20 protein-coding genes are annotated in these 19,495 nt (G+C 67.0%); 15 read left to right on the plus strand and 5 right to left on the minus strand.

Going from position 1 to position 19,495, the window contains the following annotated elements:
• Positions 1-46: 46 nt before the first annotated feature.
• The 11 genes from ACODTA_RS08400 to ACODTA_RS08450 all read left to right on the plus strand — a co-directional run bounded on the left by ACODTA_RS08400 (position 47) and on the right by ACODTA_RS08450 (position 9,198).
• On the plus strand, positions 47-1,180 hold the full coding sequence (locus ACODTA_RS08400; RefSeq protein ID WP_489065449.1) for a diguanylate cyclase domain-containing protein: 1,134 nt from the start codon (positions 47-49) through the stop codon (positions 1,178-1,180).
• A 73-nt stretch (positions 1,181-1,253) separates the two neighbouring features.
• Positions 1,254-1,958, plus strand: coding sequence for a class I SAM-dependent methyltransferase (locus ACODTA_RS08405; RefSeq protein ID WP_489065450.1), 705 nt, complete (start codon positions 1,254-1,256; stop codon positions 1,956-1,958).
• A 46-nt stretch (positions 1,959-2,004) separates the two neighbouring features.
• Complete coding sequence (locus tag ACODTA_RS08410; protein WP_489065451.1) at positions 2,005-3,216, plus strand: amidase; 1,212 nt, start codon at positions 2,005-2,007, stop codon at positions 3,214-3,216.
• A complete protein-coding gene (locus tag ACODTA_RS08415) occupies positions 3,209-4,327 on the plus strand; it encodes an acyl-CoA dehydrogenase family protein (protein WP_489065452.1) in 1,119 nt (372 codons plus the stop codon). Before ACODTA_RS08410 ends, ACODTA_RS08415 begins: the two co-directional genes overlap by 8 nt.
• Positions 4,328-4,346: 19 nt before the next feature.
• Positions 4,347-4,703: a hypothetical protein gene (locus ACODTA_RS08420; RefSeq protein WP_489065453.1), complete on the plus strand. Its 357-nt coding sequence runs from the start codon at positions 4,347-4,349 to the stop codon at positions 4,701-4,703.
• Positions 4,700-5,236 (plus strand): nuclear transport factor 2 family protein, encoded by a 537-nt coding sequence (locus ACODTA_RS08425; protein ID WP_489065454.1) that lies wholly within the window; start codon positions 4,700-4,702, stop codon positions 5,234-5,236. Before ACODTA_RS08420 ends, ACODTA_RS08425 begins: the two co-directional genes overlap by 4 nt.
• Positions 5,233-6,486 (plus strand): aromatic ring-hydroxylating oxygenase subunit alpha, encoded by a 1,254-nt coding sequence (locus ACODTA_RS08430; RefSeq protein WP_489065455.1) that lies wholly within the window; start codon positions 5,233-5,235, stop codon positions 6,484-6,486. Before ACODTA_RS08425 ends, ACODTA_RS08430 begins: the two co-directional genes overlap by 4 nt.
• Positions 6,483-6,977 (plus strand): aromatic-ring-hydroxylating dioxygenase subunit beta, encoded by a 495-nt coding sequence (locus ACODTA_RS08435; RefSeq protein ID WP_489065456.1) that lies wholly within the window; start codon positions 6,483-6,485, stop codon positions 6,975-6,977. The genes ACODTA_RS08430 and ACODTA_RS08435 overlap by 4 nt, the downstream gene beginning before the upstream one ends.
• A complete protein-coding gene (locus ACODTA_RS08440) occupies positions 6,974-7,702 on the plus strand; it encodes an SDR family NAD(P)-dependent oxidoreductase (protein WP_489065457.1) in 729 nt (242 codons plus the stop codon). The genes ACODTA_RS08435 and ACODTA_RS08440 overlap by 4 nt, the downstream gene beginning before the upstream one ends.
• Positions 7,703-7,708: 6 nt before the next feature.
• Positions 7,709-8,212, plus strand: coding sequence for a flavin reductase (locus ACODTA_RS08445; protein ID WP_489065458.1), 504 nt, complete (start codon positions 7,709-7,711; stop codon positions 8,210-8,212).
• Complete coding sequence (locus tag ACODTA_RS08450; RefSeq protein ID WP_489065459.1) at positions 8,209-9,198, plus strand: sugar kinase; 990 nt, start codon at positions 8,209-8,211, stop codon at positions 9,196-9,198. Before ACODTA_RS08445 ends, ACODTA_RS08450 begins: the two co-directional genes overlap by 4 nt.
• A gap of 146 nt (positions 9,199-9,344) precedes the next feature.
• Here the strand turns inward: ACODTA_RS08450 and ACODTA_RS08455 are convergent, their stop codons facing one another.
• Together ACODTA_RS08455 and ACODTA_RS08460 are read right to left on the minus strand one after the other, a co-directional pair.
• A complete protein-coding gene (locus tag ACODTA_RS08455; protein ID WP_489065460.1) occupies positions 9,345-10,214 on the minus strand; it encodes an SDR family oxidoreductase in 870 nt (289 codons plus the stop codon).
• Between the two features lie 4 nt (positions 10,215-10,218).
• Positions 10,219-11,346: a DUF819 family protein gene (locus tag ACODTA_RS08460; protein WP_489065461.1), complete on the minus strand. Its 1,128-nt coding sequence runs from the start codon at positions 11,344-11,346 to the stop codon at positions 10,219-10,221.
• Between the two features lie 177 nt (positions 11,347-11,523).
• Here ACODTA_RS08460 and ACODTA_RS08465 point away from each other — a divergent pair, with 177 nt between their 5' ends.
• From ACODTA_RS08465 to ACODTA_RS08475, 3 genes are read left to right on the plus strand one after another with little or no spacing between them, the layout of a single operon-like run.
• Positions 11,524-13,098: a phytoene desaturase family protein gene (locus ACODTA_RS08465; RefSeq protein WP_489065462.1), complete on the plus strand. Its 1,575-nt coding sequence runs from the start codon at positions 11,524-11,526 to the stop codon at positions 13,096-13,098.
• A gap of 22 nt (positions 13,099-13,120) precedes the next feature.
• Positions 13,121-14,281, plus strand: coding sequence for a nitrilase-related carbon-nitrogen hydrolase (locus ACODTA_RS08470; protein ID WP_489065463.1), 1,161 nt, complete (start codon positions 13,121-13,123; stop codon positions 14,279-14,281).
• 11 nt (positions 14,282-14,292) lie between these two features.
• A complete protein-coding gene (locus tag ACODTA_RS08475; protein WP_489065464.1) occupies positions 14,293-14,580 on the plus strand; it encodes a hypothetical protein in 288 nt (95 codons plus the stop codon).
• 122 nt (positions 14,581-14,702) lie between these two features.
• On the opposite strand, the gene manD is transcribed toward ACODTA_RS08475, so the two are convergent.
• Positions 14,703-15,911: a D-mannonate dehydratase ManD gene (gene manD, locus ACODTA_RS08480; protein WP_489065465.1), complete on the minus strand. Its 1,209-nt coding sequence runs from the start codon at positions 15,909-15,911 to the stop codon at positions 14,703-14,705.
• Between the two features lie 122 nt (positions 15,912-16,033).
• On the opposite strand from manD, the gene gcvA reads away from it, so the two are divergent.
• Positions 16,034-16,951, plus strand: a complete 918-nt coding sequence (gene gcvA / locus ACODTA_RS08485) for a transcriptional regulator GcvA (RefSeq protein WP_489065466.1) — start codon at positions 16,034-16,036, stop codon at positions 16,949-16,951.
• Here gcvA and ACODTA_RS08490 read toward each other — a convergent pair.
• Together ACODTA_RS08490 and ACODTA_RS08495 are read right to left on the minus strand one after the other, a co-directional pair.
• Entirely contained in the window at positions 16,923-18,404 is a 1,482-nt protein-coding gene (locus ACODTA_RS08490) for an aldehyde dehydrogenase family protein (protein ID WP_489065467.1), read from the minus strand. The two genes, gcvA and ACODTA_RS08490, sit on opposite strands and share 29 nt — an antisense overlap.
• Positions 18,401-19,495: a pyridoxal phosphate-dependent aminotransferase gene (locus tag ACODTA_RS08495; protein ID WP_489065468.1), complete on the minus strand. Its 1,095-nt coding sequence runs from the start codon at positions 19,493-19,495 to the stop codon at positions 18,401-18,403. Before ACODTA_RS08495 ends, ACODTA_RS08490 begins: the two co-directional genes overlap by 4 nt.

Here is a 19,495-nt window from a genome sequence, read left to right on the forward strand (position 1 = left end):
TGCTGCTAGCGGCGACAGCATGAGGGGAATTATCAAATCGCTTCGGATGACGGCGTTTCCGCCGGTTCCGGACGTCATCGAGGACGATTTCAAGCTGCTGCGCGCCGCGCGGCTGCAAAGCCAGATTCCGTTGCTGTACCTCACCCTGTTCCTCACCATCCCGACGACGATCTACGGATCGAGCGAGGGGGCGCCCTCGATCGTCCGGCTCGGCCTGCCGCTGGTGATGGGCGTCGCCTGCCTGTTCCGGTTCTTCTCGTGGATGAAGAAGCGCAACATGGCCGTCGACGTGGCGACCGCCGGGCGGATGATCTCCGCCGCCACCTGGGTCTCGAGCACGCTCGCCGTGCTGTGCAGCGCCTGGTGCGTGGTGAGCTGGTGGAGCGCGCCCGCCGAGACGCGCATCTATTATCCGATGATCATGGCGATGGGATCGCTGGCGACGGTCTATTGCCTGTCCACCATCCGCGCCGCGACGATCATCAACCTGGCGATCGGGCTGTTGCCGATCTCGCTGCTGCTGCTCTTCACCGGCAATCGCATGGATCTGGCGGCGGGCACCAGCCTGACGGTCGCCAGCGCCTTCCTGCTGCGCATGATCTTCCAGCAGCATGGCCAGCTCGTCGATCTGCTGCTGCTCCAGCGCCAGATGCGCGATCTCGCCAATACCGATCCGTTGACCGGCCTCGCCAATCGCCGCGCGTTCGACGAGCGGCTGGCGCACGAAATCGCCCATGCCCGCCCGGATAGCTGCTTCTCGATCGCGCTGCTCGATCTCGACGGGTTCAAGCCCGTCAACGATCGCTACGGCCATGCCATGGGTGACCGGCTGTTGTGCGAAGTCGGCGCCCGCCTGCAAAAGGCGTGCGGCGACAATGGTGTGGTCGCGCGGCTGGGCGGTGACGAATTCGCGATCCTGCTGCTGCCCGGATCGACGATCGCGCCGCGGAACGTCGCCGATCACCTGCTTTCGGCGCTCGTGCCGCCCTATCAGCTCGCCAACCATGTGATCCGCGTCGGCGCCAGCATCGGCATCGCCAACTGGCCCGCCGACGGCGCCACGGCGGAGGCGCTGCTCGAAATCGCCGATCATTCGCTGTACGCGGCGAAGGCGGAGCTGGCGGGAAACGAACCCCGGGCGGACAAGGCCGCCCGCTTCGGCCGCGAAAGAGCCGCCTGACACCATCCCCCGATTGAAACCGTGCCGTCAGCCTGTCTTGACGTCCGGGCTTTCATGTAACATTATAAGTTTCATGAAAGCCGATCCGACACCTTCGCCCGCCGCACAGGCGCATTTCTCCGATCCCGAGGCGGTGGCCCGCTATGCCGAAGGGCCACCGCGTTTCGTGCCGGGCTACAACGCGATGCAGCGCATGGCCGAGCTGCTGATCGCGGAACGCGTGCCGGAACGGGGGCGGGTGCTCGTCCTTGGCGCCGGCGGCGGGCTCGAACTCGCCGCGTTCGCCGCGGCGCGGCCGGGCTGGACCTTCGATGGCGTCGATCCGTCGGCGGAGATGCTGGCGCTGGCGGAACGGACGATGGGGCCGCTGGCGCCGCGCGCGCGATTGCATCGGGGCTATGCCGAGGACGCCCCCGAAGGGCCGTTCGACGCCGCGACCTGCCTGCTCACCATGCATTTCATGTCGATCGAGGAACGGCGTGCGGCGGCCGCCGCCATGCACCGGCGCCTCCGGCCCGGCGCGCCCTTCATCGTCGCGCATCTCGGCTTTCCGCAGGCCGATGGCGCCCGCGCGCGCTGGCTGGCGCGCTATTCGGCCTTCACCGTCGCGTCCGGCCTCGATCCGGAGAAGGCGCGGAGCGCGCGCGCCGCCGTCGATGCGCAAACCGTTATCCTGGCGCCCGGGCAGGACGAGGCGATCCTGCGCGAAGCCGGCTTCGCGGATGTCGAGCTCTTCTATGCGGCGTTCAGCTTTCGCGGCTGGGTGGGCTATGCCTGAAGCGATGCGGGCCTGATGCTTCAACGAAGCTAATGGCCGCCATGAATTGAATGATCAGGTCATCCATGCGGCCGCCCGGTACAAGGCGGGCATGGGTGAAAATGGCGCCACGGCGGATGCGATCCTGGTTCAGTCCTTCGTGCTGGACGACCCTGCCGCGCGCGGTACGGGTGCGCCGCGCGTGGCGATCAAGGACTCGATCGACATCGCCGGACTGCCCACGCGCGGCGGCAGCCGGCTGTTTGCCGATGCGCCGCCCGCCAGCGAACATGCCGATGTCGTCCGCGCCCTGCTCGATGCCGGCGGCCGGATCGTCGGCAAGGCCAACATGCATGAACTCGCCTATGGCGTGACCGGTATCAACGGCTGGACGGGCACGCCGCGCAATCCGCGATGGCCCGATCGCATTCCCGGCGGTTCCTCCAGCGGTTCGGCGGCGGCGGTCGCGGCGGGGCTGTGCGATTTCGCGCTCGGCACCGATACCGGCGGATCGATCCGCGTGCCCGCCGCGTGCTGCGGTGTCTACGGGCTGAAGCCGAGCTTCGGACGGATCAGCCGGCGTGGCGTGATGCCGGCGGAAAGCTCACTCGATTGCGTCGGGCCGTTCGCGCGCGATCTGGCGACGATCGAACGCGCGATGGCGATGCTCGATCCCGGCTTTGCCGTGGATCCGCTCAATGCGCCGCCACGGCTGGGCTGGGTTGTGGTCGATGCGGATGCAGAGGTCAAGCGCGCGGTCGATGGCCGGCTGGCTGCGTCGGGGTGCATGATCGTGCCCGTGGCGCTTCCCGGCATGGCGGCCGCCTTCGATGCCGGGCTCGTCATCATCGCGGCGGAGACCTTCGCCGCATACGGCATGTTCGTGGATGCGAGCGGGTTGGGCGCGGACATTCGTGAGCGGCTGCGTGCCGCCGGCCGGATCACGCGGGACCAGCTCGACGCGGCCGGGCTGGTGCGCGCCGCCTTCGCGGCGGAGGTGGATGCGGTGCTGGCGCAGGTCGATGCGCTGGTGCTGCCCACCATGCCCGGCTTTCCCCCCACGCTTGCCGAGGCGACCGATCCGCGCGCGGCGATCGGCGGGCTCACCGGTTTCGTCCGGCCCTTCAATCTTTCGGGCCATCCCGCGCTCACCATCCCGGTGGTTGCCGCAAACGGCCTGCCCGCCGGCATCCAGCTCGTCGGCCGGCGCGACGGCGATGCGGCGTTGTGCGCGGCGGCGCGCTGGCTCGAAATCCCAGGAGGAGAGGAAGATGAGTGACGCGCTGACAGGGCTGCTCGACGAGCTGACCGCGCGCCGCGCGCAGTTCGGCGCTGCCCGGCAGATGCCCACGGACATTGTCCGCAAGTTCAAGGCGGCCGGCGTCTATCGCGCGCTGGTGGCGAAGGAATTCGGCGGCGACGAGAAATCCCCGTCCGAATTCCTCCGGCTGGTCGAGATGATCTCCACCGCCGACGGATCGGCCGGCTGGGTGGCGAGCTTTGGCGTGTCCGCGCTCTATCTCGCATCGCTGCCGCGCGAGACGATCGCCGAAATCTATAAGAACGGCCCCGATGTGGTGTTCGCCGGCGGGCTGTTTCCGCCGCAGGCCGCGATGCCCGTCGATGGCGGGCTGAAGGTTTCGGGCAAGTGGAAGTTCGGCAGCGGATCCACGGGCGCGGACCTGATCGGCGTCGGCATCAAGGTGGAGGGCGGGCCGGCATCCGGCCTGCCGCGCATGGCGGTGATGCCGGCGGGGCAGGTGACGATCGTGCCCAATTGGGAGGTGATCGGACTGGCGGGCACCGGCAGCCACGATCTGGTGGTCGAAAATGTCGTGGTGCCCGAACATTGGACCTTCGTGCGGGGCAGCGCGGCGACGCTCACCAATCTGCTCTATCGCTATCCGTCGATGGCATTCGCGGCACAGGTGCTGGCGGTGGTCGGGCTGGGCGTGGCGCGCGCCGCACTCGACGAGATCACACGGATGGCAGGCGGGCGCGGTTCGATCACCGGCGCGCCGGTGCTGGCCGATCGCGCCTATGTTCAGATCGAGATCGCCAAGGCGGAAGCGGCGCTGCGATCCGCGCGCGCATTCTTCTATGAGGCGACCGAGGCGGCTTGGACGAAACTCGTCGCCGGCGAGGCGCTGGCGATCGATGATATCAACCTGATCCGCCTGGCGGCGAGCCATGCCGCGCGCGTCGGTTCGGACGTCGCTCATACCGCCTTCACCCTGTCCGGCACGACCGGCATCTATGCCGACCATCCGATCGCGCGCCATGTGCAGGATGCGATGGTGGTCGTCCAGCACGCCTTCCTGTCCGAAGGCACCTGGCAGAGCGCGGGCCGCGTGCTGCTGGGCCTTGATTCACCGCCGGGTTTCCCCTGATCGCCGAAAGGATTTTCGCATGACCAAGCCGATCCGCACTTTGTTCTGCGGCGCCGTGCTCCAGCCCTTTTTCGACCTGCCCAGCGCGCAGATCCCGATGGTGCTTCAGGCCGCCGGTCTGCTCACCAAGACGATCCGCGAGATGCCCGGCGTCAGCGTGATCGGTACGATGGACGACGACGAGACGATGGTCGGCACGTCGCCGACCGGTTGGCCCTGGACCTTCTACATCCTGGCCGATGTCGTCGATCGCGAAACCGTGGTCGCGGCCTGCAACCTGTTCCGCACGATCGAGGTGGGCGAGCACCGGCTGTGGAAATATATCCGCGTCGAGGCCCGCATGGGCCGCGAACTGGCGATGCCCGAACCGGCATGAGCCAGACCGACGCGCTCGCCCGCCTGTCCGCCCGCCTCGATGCGCTCGAGGCGGAAAGCGCGGTGCGCCGGGTGATGGCGCAGTATTTTCGGATCTGCGACCGGCTGGGTCCCGATACCGACCTGTCGGCGCTGGGCGAACTCTTCACGCGCGATGCGGTGTGGCAGGGCAAGGGGCGCTATCAGGCCGCGTTCGGCGGCTATCGCGGGCGCGCCGCGATCATGGAGATGATCACGGGCTATTGCGCCCCGGTGCCGCATTTCACGATGACCGGTCATTTCTTCTCGGCCGAGGCGATAGAGGTGGCGGGCGAGACCGCGACCGGCCGCTGGATGATGCTGCAATGCTCCACCTATCATGACGACAGCGCCGATCTGCGCAGCGCCGCGCTGACCGTGGGGTTCGCGCGTGAGGACGGGCGCTGGCGCATCGCCGATTTCCGTACCGAGAACATCTTTTCCCGCCGCGTCGATCATTGGAGCGACGCCGAGACCATCCCCGTTCCCGCCGCGCAACATGGAGGGCAGCAATGACCGAAAGCTACGCCGCGCTGGTGCGCGACGACCGCGTCCACACCAGGCTCTATCGTGATCCCGCGATCTTCGATGACGAGATGGAGCGGATCTTCAAACAGGCCTGGATCTGGGTGGCGCACGACAGCGAACTGCCCGGCGCCAACAGCTTCAAGACCGCCCATGTCGGGCGCCAGCCCGTGATCGTGACGCGCGACAAGGCGGGCGCGGTCCATGTCCTGCTCAATCGCTGCCGCCACCGTGCCGCGAGCGTCTGCGAAAGGAAGAAGGGCAAGGCCAGCGTGTTCGTCTGCCCCTATCATGGCTGGAGCTATGATGTGGATGGCGGCTTACGCAAGGTGCCCTTCGCCGACGGCTATCGCGAGCCCGTGGACAGGGCCGATCATTCGCTGATCGCGCTGCGCACCGAAAGCTATAACGGCATGATCTTCGCGACGTTCGACGACGCGATCATGCCGCTTTCCGAATGGCTTGGCCCGGCGCGCAAATGGATCGACCTGTTCATGAAGCAGGGCGCGGGCTTCGGCGTGAAGACGCTGGGCGAGCATCGCTTCCGCTTTCCCGGCAACTGGAAGATCCAGCTCGAGAACACCACCGACGCCTATCATTTCCCGATTGTCCACAAGACCTTCCTCACTTCGCTCGACGAGGACACCGAGAATCTGATGGACGTGCTCGGCCAGGGCGGCTGGGTGGAGGATCTGGGCAACGGCCATAGCGTGATGGTGATGATCCCCGATCTGATCGATCTGGAGGAGAATCTCGACGCGCCGATCCCCGATCGCTTCGCGGCGCTCGCGGCCGAACTGGCGGCGGAGGGCCATGGCGATGATCAGGTGCGCCGCATCGTCCGCGCCGTCGGCGGCAGCGGTTTCAACCTGAACCTGTTCCCCAATGTCGCCTGTTCGATGGCGTTCTTCCGCGTGCTGCGCCCGGTGGCGGTGAATGAGACCGAGATCCAGCATATCGCGATCGGCATGGATGGCGGGCCGGAAGCGGCCAACCGGGCGCGGCTGCGGCTGCATGAGCATTTCCAGGGGCCGATGGGCTTCGGCACGCCCGACGATGCCGAGGGGTGGGAGCGCGTCCAGCGCGGCGCCGCCGCCGGCGACACGCTCTGGGTGATGCTCAACCGCGGCGTCGATGCGCCGGACGGACGGCCCGAACCCGGCCATGAAGCCGGCGACGTCAGCGCGGAAACCGGCATGCGGGCCGCCTATCAGATGTGGAAAAGGATGATGACGGCATGAACGTCGACATGGCCACCGCCGGCATTTCGATGGCCGAGGCGCAGGAATTCATCTGGCGCGAAGCCGATCTGCTCGACCGGCTCGACTATCGCGAATGGCTGAAGCTGTGGACGGCCGAAGGCGAGTATATCGTGCCGATCGAGCGCGACGTGGATGATCATGCCGGGGCGCTCAACATCCTGCATGATGGCACGGAGATGCGCGAGGCGCGCGTGAAGCGGCTCCTGTCGGGCTTCTCGATGTCGTCGGCGCCGCCCGCGCGGACGGTGCGCACCGTATCGCGTTTCGTGATGCTCAAGACCGCGCCCGAACGGGTGAAGCTGCGCTGCGCGATGCATATCGTCGAATATAAATATGATCGCACGCGGCTGCTCGCGGCGGACGTGACCTATCGGCTGAACGTGATCCCCGGCGGCATCGCGCTCGATCGCAAGATCGTCCAGCTCGTCAATTCGGACGATGCCCAGTTCGGCATCGGCTATCTGCTGTGAGCGCGGCGCTCGTCACCGGCGGGGCGCAGGGGCTGGGCGCCGCGATCGTCCGGGCGCTGCACGCGGCCGGGCACAAGGTCGCGATCGGCGATGTGGATATGGACGCCGCCTCCGCGCTGGCCGGCGAACTCGGCGACGGCGCGATGGCGCTGTCGCTCGACGTGCGCGAACAGGCGAGCTTCGAGCAGGCGCTGGCCGCGATGGTCGCCGCATGGGGATCGGCCGGGATCCTGATCAACAATGCGGTGATGACGGTCGCGCGCCCGGTGCTGGAGATCAGCCCGGAGGAATTCGATGCGGTGATCGCGGTCAATCTGCGCGGCACCTTCATCGGCAGCCAGGTGTTCGGCCGCCATTTTCGCGACCGCAACCATGGCCGCATCGTCAATATCGCCTCGCTCGCCGGGCAGAATGGCGGCACCGCGACGGGCGCGCATTATGCCGCGTCAAAGGGCGGGATCATCACGCTGACCAAGGTGTTCGCGCGCGATCTCGCGCCCTTCGGGATCACGGTCAACGCGATCGCGCCGGGGCCGCTCGACCTGCCTTCGGTCCACGCTCTGCTGCCGGCGGACAGGCTCGACGCGCTGGTCGCCGGCATCCCGGCGGGCAGCCTGGGCGATCCCGCCTTTGTCGCGGCAATGGCCGTCCAGCTCGCGTCCCCCGCCGCCGCCTTCACGACCGGCGCGACCTGGGACGTGAATGGCGGCCTGTTCATGCGCTGAGGTTCCATGGTCGACCGTCAGATCTTCCGCGCGGCGATGGCGCGGCTCGGCGCACCGGTGACGATCATCACCTCCGACGGCGCGGGTGGGCGTTACGGCATGACCGCGTCGGCGGTGTGCAGCGTCACCGATGATCCGCCGACGCTGCTCATCTGCGTCAACCGATCCTCGAACGCGAACCTTGTGTTCAAGGCCAATGGCGCGCTGTGCGTCAACATCCTGGCCCGGCGGCATCAGCCGGTGTCCGAACGCTTCGCGCGATCGGGGCTGACGATGACGGAGCGCTTCGGCGACGAGGCGTGGGGGACATTGAGCACCGGATCGCCCGTGCTGGCCGACGCGTCGGTTGCGCTCGATTGTCGGCTGGTCGAGGTGAGCGAGGTCGGCACGCACAGCGTCTTCTTCTGCCGCGTCGAGGATGCATGCTTCCATGACGACGCTGAGGGGCTGATCTATTTCGAGCGCGCCTATCACAGTGTCGGCACGATGCGGAGTAAGCTGCCCTTATGACGAAGATTCTGGGTTTCGGCGAAATTCTCCTGCGGCTGGCGTCACCCATGGGCGTGCCGATGGCGCATGGCGATACGCTCGATATCCATGTCGGCGGGGCGGAGGCGAACGTGCTCGGCGCGCTCGCGCAACTCGGCCACGACGCGGCGATGCTCTCCGTCCTGCCCGATACGATGCTTGGCGACAGGGCGGCGAACGGCCTGCGCCTGATGGGTGTCGATACCGCGCCGATCCGGCGCGGGCCGGGACGGATGGGGCTTTACTGGCTGGAGCCGGGCGCGGGGCCACGGCCCGGCCGGATCGTCTATGACCGTACAGGATCGGCCTTTGCCGATGCGGCGGGCGACATCGACTGGAGCGATGCGCTGGAGGGGGCGGACTGGCTGCATCTCTCGGGAATCACCCCGGCGCTGACCGGCGCGTGCGCGCGGGCGACGCTGGCCGTTGCCAGAGCCGCGCGGGCGGCGGGCGTGCGCGTCTCGCTCGACTGCAATTACCGGCCCAGCCTGTGGGCGGCCTCGGGCGGCGACGCGCCGGGCCTGCTTGCCGCGCTGGCGGGAGAGGCCGAATTGCTGTTCGGCAATCATCGCGATATCACGCTGATGACGGGCGAGGTATTCGCCGAAGAGGAACGCGACGCGCGCGCTGCAGAGACGGCGTTCCGCCGGTTCCCGTCGCTCCGCCTGATCGTGTCGACCAGCCGCCATGTCGAAAGCGCGGCCCGGCAGACACTGTCGGCCCGGCTCGACATGCGCGACGGCGTCGCGCTGTCCGACGCGGCGGCGATGACGGGCATCATCGACCGGATCGGCGCGGGCGACGCCTTTGCCGCCGGCGTGCTGCACGGCCTGTTCATGGGGGAGGCGCCGGCGCGCATCGTCGAACTGGGCCTGTCCGCCGCCGTCCAGAAGCACTTCATCGCCGGTGACATGTGGATCGGCTGCCGCGACGATCTGCTCGCCGAGGCGGGGGATATCAGCCGGTAAATCGACGCATGGACCGCTCACCCGGAGGAGCCGCTGAGCGAAGCCGAAGCGGCGTCTCGAAGGGCGTCTGTGCTGGTCCTTCGAGACGGGGCTTCGGCTTCGCTCAGCCCCTCCTCAGGATGAGCGGTTTTGAGGGGCCGCTTCCGTCAGCCCGGTCCGTCCGCCCCACTCACCCACCAGCCGATATCCGCGACATCGTCGAGAAACCGCATTCGGCCGGCATCATCGCCGGCCAGCAGCTTCGCCATCACGCGCTCGGCCACCGGATCGGCGGCCCAGCGCAACTGGCTGCCGTCCGATCGCGATATGTCGACGATCAACCGGCCGAGCGTGTCGGGTGCGAAGCCCTTGTCGGCATTGCGGGCATGTTCGGCCTGCTGCGCGGCAATGAGCGGATGATAGGGGGAGGCGGGGCCGCTCGCGCCCGTCACGCCGTTCGCCGCGTCGGTGAACAAATTTGTCGAGAAGCCCGCGGGCTCGACCAGCGCGACGCGGATGTTCCAGCGCGCGACCTCCTGGCGCAGCGCTTCGGCCAGTCCCTCCAGCGCGAACTTGCTCGCGGCATAGATGGCGTCGCCGCCGCGACCCGCCAGGCCGGAGAGCGAGCTGACCATGATCACATAGCCGCCGCGCTGTGTTCGCATCGCCGGCAGCACCGCCCTGGTGAGCAGCGCGCCGCCGAAGAAATTGGTTTCCATGACGCGCCGGATTTCGGCCTCGTCCATGTCCTCGAACGCGCCGACAGGCAGCATCCCGGCATTGTTGACCAGCACATCGATGCGGCCGTGCCGGGCGATCAGATCGGCGATGAAGGGCGCGAAGCTTTCGGATCGGGTGACGTCGAGCGCGGCGATCTCGATGGTCAGGCCGCGCGCTTTCGCCGCTTCGCCGAGCGCGCGGCCTCGCGCGGGATCGCGCATCGTCGCGATCACGGTGTCGCCGCTTTCGGCGAAGGCGAGCGCCGTGGCGAGGCCGATGCCGCTCGAACAGCCGGTGATGAGGATGGTTCTGCCCATCGGATCAGCTCAGCAACATGGTGACGCCGACGCCGATGAAGGTGCCGATCGCCTTGCCGAAGATCGCGCACATCACCCCCGGCGTCACCAGCGCATACCAGCCGCGCGCGGAGGCGATGGCGGCGGCGGGCGCCGGCCCCACGACATTGGCGGCGGATGCGATCACCGCTTCGGCCAGGTCGATCCGGAACAGTTTCGCCGCACCCAGGATCAGGATGAAATGCACGGCGAGCACGATCACGCCGAACACGAACATGGGCAGCGCGTTGTCGATAAAGGCCAGCGCGTTGGTGGTCATGCCGATGCACGCGAAGAAGACGTACATCAGCAGCATGCCGAGATCGAAATCGGCGCGGAACCGCTCCATCTGGCGCGGGAAGAGATTGGCGATGGCGAGCGAGATCAAGGTGACCACCAGGATCGAATAATGCTCGATCCCGAAGCGCACCGCGATCATGTGCGCGACCGCGCAGATCGACAGGCTGAGCGCCAGCAGCCCGGCGATCTCGACGGGGCGGAAGGGCGGCGGGCCGTCCGCCTTCGCATTGATGCCTTCGGTTTCGATCGTGTCGAAGCGCGTCGGGATGGCGCGGCGGATGAAGCCGATCGCGGGGATGCTCACCAACGTGATCAGGCCGAGCACGCTGACCGGGCTCGACGCGCTGATCGCGGCGGCGAAATCGGTCTTGGTCAACTCGACCGCGTCGGCCACCGCGACAAGCGCGACCGCGCCGCCGATCCAGCCGCCGGTATAGACGCCCGCAACCTTGGCGCCGAGCGGCCCCAGGTCGATCAGCAGGAAGGCGACGGTGCTGCCGATCATCACGGTCACGCTGCCCAGCAGGAAGATGATCAGCAGCTTGCCGGTCTCGCGTACGATCTTGCGGATATTGGCCTTGAACAGGAATAGCGGGATCGCGGCTGGCACGATCACCGAGAAGACGAAGCCATAGGACGGCGCTTCGAACGGGACGACCTTGAAGTTCGACAGCGCCATGCCGCCGACGATCACCCAAAGCACGCCCGACGTGCGCTTGAGGATGCGGTGGCCGTCGGCCCAGAAGCCCAGAAAGGCGAGGGCGATCAGCAATGCGGACAGCAATTGCACATTGTCCGCGGCGATCAGGGGCATCGTCCACTCCTTGGCCCAGCGGGCCGGATGACCCCCATATTCGCCCAGTGTTGCCGGATATGGGGGCGATACAACTCAATGTTGCTCATCGGAGCAATCAACAAAGCTAATTTTATGCGCGTCCGCGGCGCTCCTACCCTCCTGGCCGGATGATTTTCCAGGAAGCAGGTGAAAGCGGTGTCCGATTTCGACGTAGTGATCGCGGGCGGCGGGGTGAATGCCCTGGCCTGCGCCGCCACCCTGGCCCGGCACGGGCTGAGCGTATGCGTGATCGAACGCAACGCCAATGTCGGCGGCGGCGCGATCACGGAGGAAGTGACGCTGCCCGGCTTCAGGCACGATCTCTATGGATCGTCACATGTATGGATCCAGTGCAACGAGGATTTCAAGGCGATCCAGCCCGAGCTCGAACGCTATGGCCTGAAATATATCGAGCCGAGCGATCACATCACCGGCCATCCCGATCGCGGCGGTGGGCCGGGCATCGTCATCCACAAGGATATCGAAAAGACCTGCGCCTCGATCGCCGCCTATTCCACGGCTGATGCGGCGCGCTATCGCGGCGTCTATGCCGATTTCGAGCAGGTGCGCGAAGGCTTCATCAAGGCCTTCTTCTCGCCGCCGGCCATGCCGTCCGCGCTGCCGCGCGCGCTTGAGACGAGCGAGGCCGGATTGCGGCGGCTGCGCGAATTCTCGATGTCGGCGCGCGCCTGGGTCGAAAGCAATTTCGAGAATGATTTCATCAAGGCGGTGATGCTCAACTGGGCGCTGGCGCCGCAGATCCTGCCCGATCAGGAAGGGGCGGGGCAGAGCTTCTACATCATGATCCCGGCCATCCATTATTATGGCCAGGCGATCCCGGAAGGCGGCAGCATGGAGCTGCCCAAGGCGATGGCCCGCTATGTCGAGGCGCATGGCGGCAAGGTGATGACGCGCGCCAGCGTGGCTTCGGTCATCGTCGAGAATGGCCGCGCGGCGGGCGTGCGGCTGGAGGACGGGCAGGAAGTGCGCGGGCGGCGTGCCACCGTTTCCGCGCTCGATCCCAAGCAGACTTTCCTGAAGCTGCTCGGCGAGGAGCGGCTGGAACCCGGCTTCGCGTCAATGGTGAAGGGCTTTTCGTTCGGCAAGATCTCGATCTGCCGCGCGCAGCTTGCGCTGAGCGAGGCGCCCGAATTCCTCAACGGCGCCGATATGAGCGCCTGTCCCTTCCACCGCATCGTCGATTCGATGCCGCAGATGATCAAATTCTATGCCGAGATCGCGATGGGCGTGCCGCCCTCCGATCCGTTCCTGTGGTCGGCCTGCTGGACCAAGCTGGATCCCAGCCGCGCGCCGGCGGGCAAGCATACGCTGATCTTCGACACCTATGTCTCCAACTGGCTGGCCGACGGCCGGACCTGGGACGAGATCGGCGAGGATTATTATGCGCGCGTGCTGCTGCCCAAGTTGCAGCAATATGCGCCCAACATCGCCGGCGATGTGATCCTGGGCCATCACATCCAGCATCGCGGCACGCTGGAGGCCGCCAATCTCAGCTTCGTCGAGGGCACGACCAATGGCGGCGAGCGCATCGCTGCGCAGCTCGGTTCGTTCCGGCCGTTTCCCGGCTACGCCCATTATCGCTCGCCGGTGCGCGACCTCTACATGACCGGGCCGCATTGCCACCCCGGCGGCGGCATTTCCGCGATGGGGACGATCACCGCCCGCGTGATGCTCGACGACATGGGCATCGCGCCCGCCAATTTCTGGTGATCTGCTTCAGGAGACCGACGACATGACCACACCCGCGCCGAAGATCGACAAATATACCGCCCTTGTCATGCAGCCGCATGTCGAGGTGGCGGAGGATCGCGACGGCATCGCCCGCAATCTCGACCGAGCGATCAACATGATCGATTTCGGCGTCGGCTATTTCTGGGAATTGCCCGCCAAGCTGGTCGTCTTCCCCGAATATTTCATGCAGGGCGTCACCACGCCGGGCAAGGGCGAGCACGGCATCGACGGCTTCATGAAGAAGGCGATCGAGCTCGACGGGCCGGAGATGCGGCGGCTGGGCGACACCGCGCGCGAATATGGCCTGTATATCGCGGGCGGCGGCGTGATCGAGCGCGTGCCCCAGTTTCCCGATCGCTGGTTCAACACCGCCTTCATCATCGGCCCCTCGGGCGATGTGGTGCTGCGCTACCACAAATGGCACATCCCGGCCTCGATCGGGCTGGGCACGTCGCCCCACGACATTTTCGACGAATATCGCGAGGTGTTCGGCGGCGATATCGCGACGCTTTTCCCGGTGATCGATACCGAGATCGGCAAGCTCGGCACCATGACCTGCCATGACGGCTGCACGCCGGAGGTGTCGCGCGCGCTCGGCTATAACGGGGCGGAGGTGATCTGCCATCCGGTCGCGCTGCAGGAAGTGGAGGGCGTTTCCGAACCCTGGGATTTCTGGGTGTTCACGCGCCGCGCCCGCGCGCACGACAACATGGCCTATGTGCTCGGCTCCAACTGGGGCACGGTCGATTACGCCTATTATCCCAAGGCCTTCTGCCCCGGCGGCTCGTTCGCTATCGATTATACCGGCATGATGATGCGCCACGCGCCCTATCCGCAGGAACAGGTGCTGGGCGTCACCATCGACATCGAATCGCTGCGCGAGCACCGGTCGCGCTGCAACCACAACACCTGGGTCGATGTGCGGACCGAGGGCTTCCGCCAGATCTATGAAAAGCCGATCTATCCGGCCAACCAGTTCCCGTCGGGCAAGCCGCCGCGCACGCTGGCCGACAAGATGGGGCCGGTGAAGGAAGTCTTCACCGATCTCTACGGCCGTGGCCAGTTCACCCCGCCGGCGGGCAAGACCGTCGCCGACATGGCCGATCTGCACGCCGGCCGCGTCGCCGCCGCCCAGGCGCGCGGCACGCTGCGCAAGAGCTGAGGAGAAGCGGGATGCGCGTCGTCAGTTCGCTCGCCGATATCGACTTCACTGTGGGCCGGGTGCGCCGCGAGAGTGGCAATCTGGTGATCGAAAGCGGCGCGGACAGCACGCTGGAAACCACCGTCACGATCACGCCGCGCGATGCGCGCCACGCGCTCAAGCGGCTGATCGGGGCGGGGGCGGTGTGGGGTTTCCTGCCCGCGATCCTGTTCGGCGGTGGCGGTGGCGAAACCACCGCCACCGCGACCGACCATTGGGAGGAACGGCGCAAGTCGACCGGGCTCAACAAGCCCTGGTGACGCGCGGCGCGTTTGGACAAGCCGAAAACGGCCCGCTCCCCCGCCCGGCTTCCCGAAACATATCGGGCGGCTGGACGGGGAAGCGGGCTTTCATCATTCGCAAGCGGCGCTTCGAACAGCCCTCACCAGTTCCACAGCGTCCCGTCCTCCAGCCGGTTCACGGGCAGATAGGAGGGCTGGTAGGGATATTTGGCCGCCAGCGCCTCGTCGATCTCCACGCCATGGCCGGGCACGTCGCCGGGCAGCATGTAACCGGCGTCGAAGCTGTAGGCATGGGGGAAGACGGCATCGGTCGCCTCGGTGTGGCGCATATATTCCTGCACGCCGAAATTGGGGACACTGATGTCGAAATGCAGCGCGGCGCCCATGCACACCGGCGACAGATCGGTCGCGCCGTGGCAACCGGTACGGACCTGGTAGAGCGCGGCGAGGTCGGCGATGCGGCGCAGATGGCTGATGCCGCCGGCATGGACCACGGTGGCGCGGATATAATCGATCAACTGGTTCTGGATCAGGTCCTTGGCGTCCCAGATCGTGTTGAACACCTCGCCCACGGCGATCGGCGTGACGGTGTGCTGGCGGATCAGGCGGAACGCCTCCTGGTTCTCGGCCGGGGTGGGATCCTCCATCCAGAACAGACGATAGGGTTCGAGCGACTTGCCGAGCCGGCCCGCCTCGATCGGGGTCAGCCGATGATGGACGTCATGGAGCAGATGATGCTCGAAACCGAAACGGCTGCGCAGCGCCTCGAACAGCTTGGGCGCGTGATCGAGATATTTCTCGGTCGACCAGATATTCTCGGTGGGGAGCGCGCCGTCGGCGGGCTCGTAATACATCTTGTCCTTCGAGACGCCATAGGTGGAGGCGAGGCCGGGCACGCCCGATTGGGCGCGGATCGCCTTGTAGCCCATCTCGATATAGCGCTGCACCTCGTCGACGGTCTCGGCGATGTCGGCGCCATTGGCATGGCCATAGACCATCACGCCGTCGCGGCTGCGCCCGCCCAGAAGCTGGTAGAGCGGCAGCCCGGCCGCCTTGGCCTTGATATCCCAGAGCGCGGTGTCGACCGCTGCGATCGCGCTCATCGTCACCGGGCCGCGCCGCCAATAGGCGCCGCGATAGAGATATTGCCAGATATCCTCGATGCGATGCGCGTCGCGGCCGATCAGGCAGGGAATGACATGATCGGTCAGATAGGACGCCACGGCGAGCTCGCGGCCGTTGAGCGTCGCATCGCCGATGCCGGTCAACCCCTGGTCGGTTTCGATCTTCAGCGTCACGAAATTGCGGTCGGGGCAGGTGACGATGACGCGGGCGCCCGTAATCTTCACGGTCTTGATCCTTGTTCGATGGAGCGATTGGGACGACATAGTGGCCGTTGGCCGAGGTCGCGGCAAACAGGTGCTGGTCATCGGCGCGATCAGATTTTCTTATCGATGCGAAGGGAGACGCGATGAACCGGAAGCTGCCACCCCTGCTTGGCCTGCGCGTGTTCGAATGCGTCGCGCGGCATCTGAGTTTCACGCGCGCGGCCGACGAGCTGTGCGTAACCCAGGCGGCGGTCAGCCATCAGGTGAAGGCGCTGGAGGACTGGCTGGGCGCGCCGCTGTTCCAGCGGCTGAGCCGCACGATCAAGCTGACCGAGCTGGGCGAGACGATGGTGGGGCCGCTCACCCGCGCGTTCGACATCATGGCGGAGGCGACGGGCCAGGCGCTGGAGCGTGACCAGGTGGTGCCGTTGACGGTCGCCACCTTCGATTCCTTCGCCAGCGCGTGGATCATTCCGCGCCTGTCGCGTTTCCAGGAACGCTTTCCCGATATCGACGTCCGCTTCATCGCCAAGCGGCAGGAGGATGACGCGCTGTCGAGCGGGGATGCCGATATCGAGATCCGATACGGCAATGGCGGCTGGCCCAATCTCCAGGTCGAGAAGCTGATGGGCGAAAGCGTGGTGCCGATCTGCGCGCCGTCACTGCTCGAACGCCACGGCGCCCCGACCGAGCTGGCCGAACTCGGCATGCTGCCGCTGCTCCATGACGTCTTCGCGATCGACTGGACCGAGTTCCTCAACCATTTCGACATACGTGGCGTGAACGTGCGGCGCGGCTTCGGTTTCAGCCATTCGCATCTGGTGAAGCGCGCCTGCATGGCGGGGTATGGCGTCGCGCTTGGCCGCTGGCCGCTGGTGGCGGACGAGGTCAAGTCCGGCGTGCTGGTGCGGCCGTTCGTGGAAGCGCTGATGCTCGACGACGCCTATTATGTGGTATGCCGCAGGAGCGTGTCGGACGAGGCCAATGTGAAGGCCTTCGCCTATTGGATGCTCGACGAGGCCGAACTGTTCCTCAAAGAGTCCGGACCATCACCGACTTGAATTCGGTGAAGGCCTCGAGTCCCGCGAAACCGTGCTCGCGGCCATGGCCCGATTGCTTCATGCCGCCGATCGGCATCGCGAGTTCTGGAAAGCCATGGCTGTTGACCCAGACGATGCCGGCCTGGATATCGGCGGCGACGCGGTGTGCGCGGCCGACGTCGCGCGTCCAGATGCTCGCGGCGAGGCCATAATCGGAATCATTGGCCAGGCGCAGCGCGTCCGCCTCGTTGTCGAAGGGGATGACGGTCAGCACCGGGCCGAACACTTCCTGGCGGACGATCTCGCTAGTCTGGTCGACGCCGGTGAGGATGGTGGGTTCGTAGAAGAAACCAGGGCCGTCGCGCATCGCGCCGCCCGTCGCCACGTGCGCGCCCGCCGCTCGCGCGCGTTCGACATGGCCGTGGACGGACTGGCGATGCGCGGCGCTGATCAGCGGGCCCATCTGCGTATCGGGCGCGAAGCCCGATCCCAGCTTGAGCGCGGCGGCATGGGCCGCGATGCCCGCCACCACCTCGTCCAGCACCGATCGTTCGACATAGAGGCGCGATCCCGCGACGCAGACCTGGCCGGCATTGCCGAAGATCGCATCGGCCGCGCCCGCGATGGCCTGCGGCAGATCGGCATCGGCGAAGATCAGCACGGGCGATTTGCCGCCCAGTTCGAGCGACAGCCGCTTCAGCCCGGCGCTGGCGTCCGCCATCAATTGCCGGCCCACCGCCGTCGATCCGGTGAACGAGATCCTGGCGATCAGCGGATGCCTGACCATCGCCGCGCCCAGTTCGCGGCCGATGCCCGGCAGCACGGAGATCACGCCTTCCGGCACGCCGGCCTCCAGCGCGAGCGCGGCGAGATGGAGCGTGGTGAACGGCGTCAGTTCGGATGGCTTGAGGATCGCCGAACAGCCTGCGGCGAGCGCGGGCGCGAGTTTCCATGCCGCCAGCGCCAGCGGCCCGTTCCAGGGCGTGATCAGCCCGGCGACGCCGATCGGTTCCCTGATCCCGTATCCGAGAAAGCTCTGGCCGGGCAGCGAGGGGGAAAAGGTGCCGCCGTCGATCTTGGTGACCCAGCCGGCATAATAGCGGAAGGTCTCGGCGCTGTGCGCGACTTCGCCATGGAACGCCGCGCCGAAGGGCTTGCCGCCGTTGAGCGTTTCGAGTTCGGCGAGCAATTGCGCGTCGCGTTCGATCAGCTCGGCGATGCGCAGCAGGATGCGCTGGCGCTCGGCGGGGGTCTTGCCGCGCCATCTCTTGTCCGCGAACGCTTGCGACGCGGCTTCGGCGGCGCGGTCGAGATCGGCGATGCCGGCCGCGTGCGCGGTCCCGAACGCCGCGCCGGTCGCCGGATCGATGCCGGTCATCGGCGCGCCCGCCCCCTCGGTCCAGGCCGCGCCGGCGAGGAAGGGGCGTGGCGCCGCCAGGAAGGACCTGGTCTGGGGGGCGAGCGCGTCGGTCATGACGCCATGTAGTCCGTCAGCGCCTGGATGACGCGATCATTCTGGTGTGGCCGGCCGACCGAGATGCGCAGCGCCGCTTCGGGGCCGCCGGCGGAAACCGGGCGCGGGATGATGCCGCGCGCCTCCAGAGAATGCGCGGCGCCCTCGGGATCGCGGCCGGCGGCGGGGAAGCGGACCAGATAGAAATTCGCGGACGAGGGGATGACCTCGATCCCCGCCAGGTCGAGCGCCTTCGCGATCCGCGCCAGCTCCGCATTGTTCTCCGCACGCACCATCGCCGCATAATCGACGTCGCGCACCGCCGCCTCGGCGGCGGCAAGTGCCGCGGCATTGCCGTTGAAGGGTGTGCGGATGCGCTGCACCATGTCGACGATCGCGGGCGGCGCGTACATCCAGCCGATGCGCAGCCCGGCCAGCCCGTAGAGCTTGGAGAAGGTGCGCGTCATCACGACATTGTCGTGCGCGCCGACAAGCACCGCGCCCGCCTCGTAATCGGGCGCGTCGACATAATCGGCATAGGCGCTGTCGAGCAGCAGGATCACGTCGCCCGGTAGCCCGGCATGGAGCCGCATCAGTTCGTCGCGCGGCAGATACTGGCCCACCGGATTGTTGGGGCTGGCGAGCACGACCATCCGCGTATTGGGCGTCAGTGCCGCCAGCAGGCCATCGACATCGGGGCGCAGGCCGGGTTCGGCCACGCTGATCGCATTGGCGCCCTGCGCGATGCTGTGCACGAACGCCATGGCGAAGCTGAACTGGCTCAGCACGACGTCGTCGCCGGGGCCGGCATAGGTGCGGATCAGCAACTGGATCAGCTCGTCCGATCCGTTGCCGCACACGATGCGGTCGGGATCGATGCCATGCACCTCTCCGATCGCCGCGCGCAGCGCCGATTGCGACCCGTCGGGATAGAGCTGAAGGTCGGACGCGAGCGCGCGATAGGCCTCCAGCGCGCGGGGGCTGGGGCCGAGCATCGATTCGTTCGAGGACAGCTTCAGCGGCTGGGCCACGTCGTCGAGCGCGATCTTGCCCTGGCGATAGGGGGCGAGGCCGGCGATCGCGGGCAGGGGGCGGGGGCGCGCATCGGTCAT

It is taken from the genome of Sphingomonas sp. FG14, from assembly GCF_057809675.1.

What these genes read in the sequence shown, in the direction of transcription:
- ACODTA_RS08400 (WP_489065449.1), top strand. Translation starts at nt 47, where the DNA reads ATGACGGCGTTTCCGCCGGTTCCGGACGTCATCGAGGACGATTTCAAG.
- ACODTA_RS08405 (WP_489065450.1), top strand. Translation starts at nt 1,254, where the DNA reads ATGAAAGCCGATCCGACACCTTCGCCCGCCGCACAGGCGCATTTCTCC.
- ACODTA_RS08415 (WP_489065452.1), top strand. Translation starts at nt 3,209, where the DNA reads ATGAGTGACGCGCTGACAGGGCTGCTCGACGAGCTGACCGCGCGCCGC.
- ACODTA_RS08420 (WP_489065453.1), top strand. Translation starts at nt 4,347, where the DNA reads ATGACCAAGCCGATCCGCACTTTGTTCTGCGGCGCCGTGCTCCAGCCC.
- ACODTA_RS08425 (WP_489065454.1), top strand. Translation starts at nt 4,700, where the DNA reads ATGAGCCAGACCGACGCGCTCGCCCGCCTGTCCGCCCGCCTCGATGCG.
- ACODTA_RS08430 (WP_489065455.1), top strand. Translation starts at nt 5,233, where the DNA reads ATGACCGAAAGCTACGCCGCGCTGGTGCGCGACGACCGCGTCCACACC.
- ACODTA_RS08435 (WP_489065456.1), top strand. Translation starts at nt 6,483, where the DNA reads ATGAACGTCGACATGGCCACCGCCGGCATTTCGATGGCCGAGGCGCAG.
- ACODTA_RS08445 (WP_489065458.1), top strand. Translation starts at nt 7,709, where the DNA reads ATGGTCGACCGTCAGATCTTCCGCGCGGCGATGGCGCGGCTCGGCGCA.
- ACODTA_RS08450 (WP_489065459.1), top strand. Translation starts at nt 8,209, where the DNA reads ATGACGAAGATTCTGGGTTTCGGCGAAATTCTCCTGCGGCTGGCGTCA.
- ACODTA_RS08455 (WP_489065460.1), bottom strand. Translation starts at nt 10,214, where the DNA reads ATGGGCAGAACCATCCTCATCACCGGCTGTTCGAGCGGCATCGGCCTC.
- ACODTA_RS08460 (WP_489065461.1), bottom strand. Translation starts at nt 11,346, where the DNA reads ATGCCCCTGATCGCCGCGGACAATGTGCAATTGCTGTCCGCATTGCTG.
- ACODTA_RS08470 (WP_489065463.1), top strand. Translation starts at nt 13,121, where the DNA reads ATGACCACACCCGCGCCGAAGATCGACAAATATACCGCCCTTGTCATG.
- ACODTA_RS08475 (WP_489065464.1), top strand. Translation starts at nt 14,293, where the DNA reads ATGCGCGTCGTCAGTTCGCTCGCCGATATCGACTTCACTGTGGGCCGG.
- gcvA (WP_489065466.1), top strand. Translation starts at nt 16,034, where the DNA reads ATGAACCGGAAGCTGCCACCCCTGCTTGGCCTGCGCGTGTTCGAATGC.
- ACODTA_RS08490 (WP_489065467.1), bottom strand. Translation starts at nt 18,404, where the DNA reads ATGACCGACGCGCTCGCCCCCCAGACCAGGTCCTTCCTGGCGGCGCCA.
- ACODTA_RS08495 (WP_489065468.1), bottom strand. Translation starts at nt 19,495, where the DNA reads ATGACCGATGCGCGCCCCCGCCCCCTGCCCGCGATCGCCGGCCTCGCC.